Here is a 3,262-nt window from a genome sequence, read left to right on the forward strand (position 1 = left end):
CCCCACGAGGCGCACAGCAAAGAGCCGGGCGACCAACTTCCCGAAACCAAGTTCCGCTTTGACTTCATGTTGAGCAATCCGCCCTTCGGCGTCACATGGGGTGGCAAAGACGGCTACGAGAAGGAAGCACGGAAACTGGAGAAGACCAGATACCAAGCCGGCATGCCGCGCGTGAATGACGGCGCGCTGCTGTTCTTGCAGACCATGCTGAGCAAGATGCAAACGCCGGAGAAGGGCGGCAGTCACCTTGCCATCATCTTCAATGGTTCTCCGCTCTCGAATGGCGACTGCGGCTCAGGCGAGAGCGAAATCCGCCGCTGGATTTTGGAGAATGACTGGCTCGACGCCATCGTCATGCTGCCCGACCAGCTTTTCTACAACACCGGCATCTTCACCTATATCTGGCTGCTGCGAAACGAAAAGCCCGCCAGCCATCGCGGGCGCGTGATGCTCATCGACGCCCGCCAGCAATTCGAGAAAGAGCCGAAATCCTTCGGGAACAAGCGCAACCGGATGACGGACGCTCATCGGCAATGGATCGAGGAGCGTTACCACAAGGGCTGGAAGCCCAGTTTTGAAGATGAGCATGTGAAGCTTTTCCGCGAGAAGGACTTCGCGTTCCATAAGGTCAAGGTCGTCTTCTGGCAGACCGACGAGCACGATCAGCCGGCCGTCATCACCGAGCGCTACGAGAAGACGTTCACCACCGCCAGCCTCGCCAAGGAGCAGTCGTTCCATGACAGCGACTTGACCTTCCGCGTGACAGTGAAGGCTGCCGGGGCCGAAAAGACTGTGGAGTTCGTCCTCAAGCCGAAGGACAGTGCCGCGAAGAAGTTCAAGGCGGCCTTGGGAGATCGTCCGGAAATTCTTTCCGTCGAATGGACGCATCGGCACTATGTTCAGGATGATGAATATATCCCGCACGGTGAAGATATCGAGGCGTTCCTGAAACGGGAAATCGCCAAGCCCATCATCCGTTGGGAAGACAGCCCCCAGCTCGGCTATGAAATCCTACCGAACAAATACTTCTACCGCTACCAGCCGCCCACGCCCGCGAAGGACTTGCTGGTGGAGTTCTGGCGGCTGGAGAAAGAGGCGGAGAAGATGTTGGAGGGGTTGGCGAGCTAATGAACTCCGTCGAAGAAACCAAGGCACTTACTCCGTGGATAGGGGCCTTGCCATCTGACTGGCGAGCCACCCGACTTGATGCCGTCGCTGACGTTCTCTTCAGCAACGTGGATAAACACACGCTAGAAGGCGAGGAGCCCGTCCGGCTCTGCAATTACGTGGATGTTTACAAGAATGAGCGGATCACGGGTTCGCTCAATTTTATGGAAGCGTCCGCGGAGCCGCTTGAGATCGAGAAGTTCCAGATTCGGCGCGGTGATGTCCTTGCGACAAAAGACTCTGAAGAGGCCGATGACATTGCCATTCCGGCTTTGGTAGCTGACGACTTGCCGGGAGTTCTTTGCGGATATCATTTGGCGCTCATCCGCCCGCGTTTCTCAACGGTCAGCGGTCCATTTCTGGCGTGGCTTCATTCATCCAAGTCATTCCGCGCTCAATACGAAGCCAAGGCCGTCGGAGTAACCCGCTTTGGACTTTCCCAATATGCTTTTAGGGCGGCACGCGTGCCGATCCCGCCCTTTCCCGAGCAACAGCGCATCGCGGCGTATCTGGATGCGAGTTGTGCGGCGATTGATGCCGCGGTGGCCGCCAAGCGCCACCAACTCGAAACCCTCGATGCCCTCCGCAGGTCCACAATCAAGCGTGCGGTGACAAAGGGGCTGAATCCATCGGTGAGCATGCTGCGCACGGACGTGGATTGGATTCCTGAAATGCCGCAGCACTGGCGATTGGTGCGCGTCAAAGACGCGATGGACTTCTTCAACACCGTCCGCGTGCCCTTGAGTGCCGCCGAGCGTGGAGTGATGACCAAAAAAACCTACGACTACTACGGCGCGTCGGGCGTGATTGACAAAGTCGAAGCCTATCTGTTCGACGGCACGTACATTCTCATCGCCGAAGATGGCGCGAATCTCCTGACCCGCTCGAAGCCGTTGGCGTTTTTGGCGACCGGACAATTTTGGGTAAACAACCACGCCCATATCCTCAAACCGCGCTGGGGCGGCGACGACACTTTCTTCATGAACTTGCTGGAGTCACAAGATTTCTCACTTTTTGTCACCGGTGCAGCACAGCCAAAACTCACGATGGAGAATCTTGGACGCTTCAAGCTGGCCGTGCCACGAGTTGCCGAGCAGAAGGAAATCGCCGCCTTCATCCGAGAGAAGGACGCTGAGTTTCGACCGCTGTTTGCGCAGATTGAACGGCAAATTGAAACGCTGGTAGCCTACCGCAAGTCGCTGATTCACGAATGCGTTACTGGTCAGCGGCGGATCACCGAGGCGGACCTGAACCAGGTGAAAGCGCATGGCTAAGGGGAAGAAAGCCCCCGAGCTGACGTTTCAGCAGCACATCGCGGATTTCCTCGTCCGCGAGCATGGTTATGCTGTGCTCGAACAGACCGACATCACGGACACCGAGCATTTCATCGCTGAAGACCAGCTCTGGGCCTTCCTCAAAGCCACACAGATCGACTCGCTCAAGAAGCTCACGGACGACTACGGAACGGACGCGCGGGACGAGGTGTTCAAGGCGCTCCACAAGGAACTGGAACACACACCGCTTTGGCTACTGCTCCGCCACGGGCTGAAGGTGCGCGGGCTGGAGTTCCGACTCTATTACCCCAAGCCGCGCTCCGCCGAGAGCGCCGCTGCCAAGAAGCACGGCGAGAACCGCATCACCTTCCGTCCGCATTTCTACTTTGGCGAAACCAACCAGGAGATTGATTTCGTCTTCTTCCTCAACGGCCTCCCTATCGTAGCGGTGGAATTGAAACACGAGAAGAACCAGACGGTGCATGATGCCGTCGCGCAGTTCGCCGCCCGCGACCACGCTCGCAAGATATTCCAGCATCCGTTCCTCTACCTCGCCGCGGACACGAGCGATGTAATGGCCGCCACCGACCCGCGCCGGGAACAGAACTTCCGCTGGCACAACACGGGTCTGACGAACGAAGCCGTCACCAAAGATGGCAGCGAATACCGGATAGAGTTCCTCTACCGCGAGGTACTGGCGAAGGACCAGTTGCTCGAAGCGCTCTCGTTCTTCCTGGTCCACGTGCCCCAGCGTGACGCGGAGGATGACAAACCGGAGCGTCCGGCCTTGACCCTGTTCCCGCGCTACCACCAGAGCCGCA

General features: G+C 58.0%; 3 protein-coding genes. All 3 read left to right on the forward strand.

The window, feature by feature from the left end; translation table 11 throughout:
• A partial coding sequence (locus tag HY737_02140; protein ID MBI4597187.1) for an N-6 DNA methylase occupies nucleotides 1–1,128 on the forward strand: 1,128 nt, incomplete at its 5' end.
• The gene (locus HY737_02145; protein MBI4597188.1) at nucleotides 1,128–2,441 is read left to right on the forward strand and encodes a restriction endonuclease subunit S; all 1,314 of its coding nucleotides are present in this window, start codon (nucleotides 1,128–1,130) and stop codon (nucleotides 2,439–2,441) included. The genes HY737_02140 and HY737_02145, both read left to right, overlap by 1 nt.
• Nucleotides 2,434–3,262, forward strand: an 829-nt coding sequence (locus HY737_02150) for a type I restriction endonuclease subunit R (GenBank protein ID MBI4597189.1), incomplete at its 3' end; no start/stop codon positions are given. The genes HY737_02145 and HY737_02150, both read left to right, overlap by 8 nt.

The sequence above is a fragment of the Candidatus Omnitrophota bacterium genome (assembly GCA_016209275.1).
GTDB lineage: Bacteria > Omnitrophota > Gorgyraeia > Aquiviventales > Aquiviventaceae > JACQWM01.

Excerpts from the sequence above, each read along its gene's own strand:
- HY737_02145 (MBI4597188.1), top strand. The coding sequence starts at position 1,128 with ATGAACTCCGTCGAAGAAACCAAGGCACTTACTCCGTGGATAGGGGCC.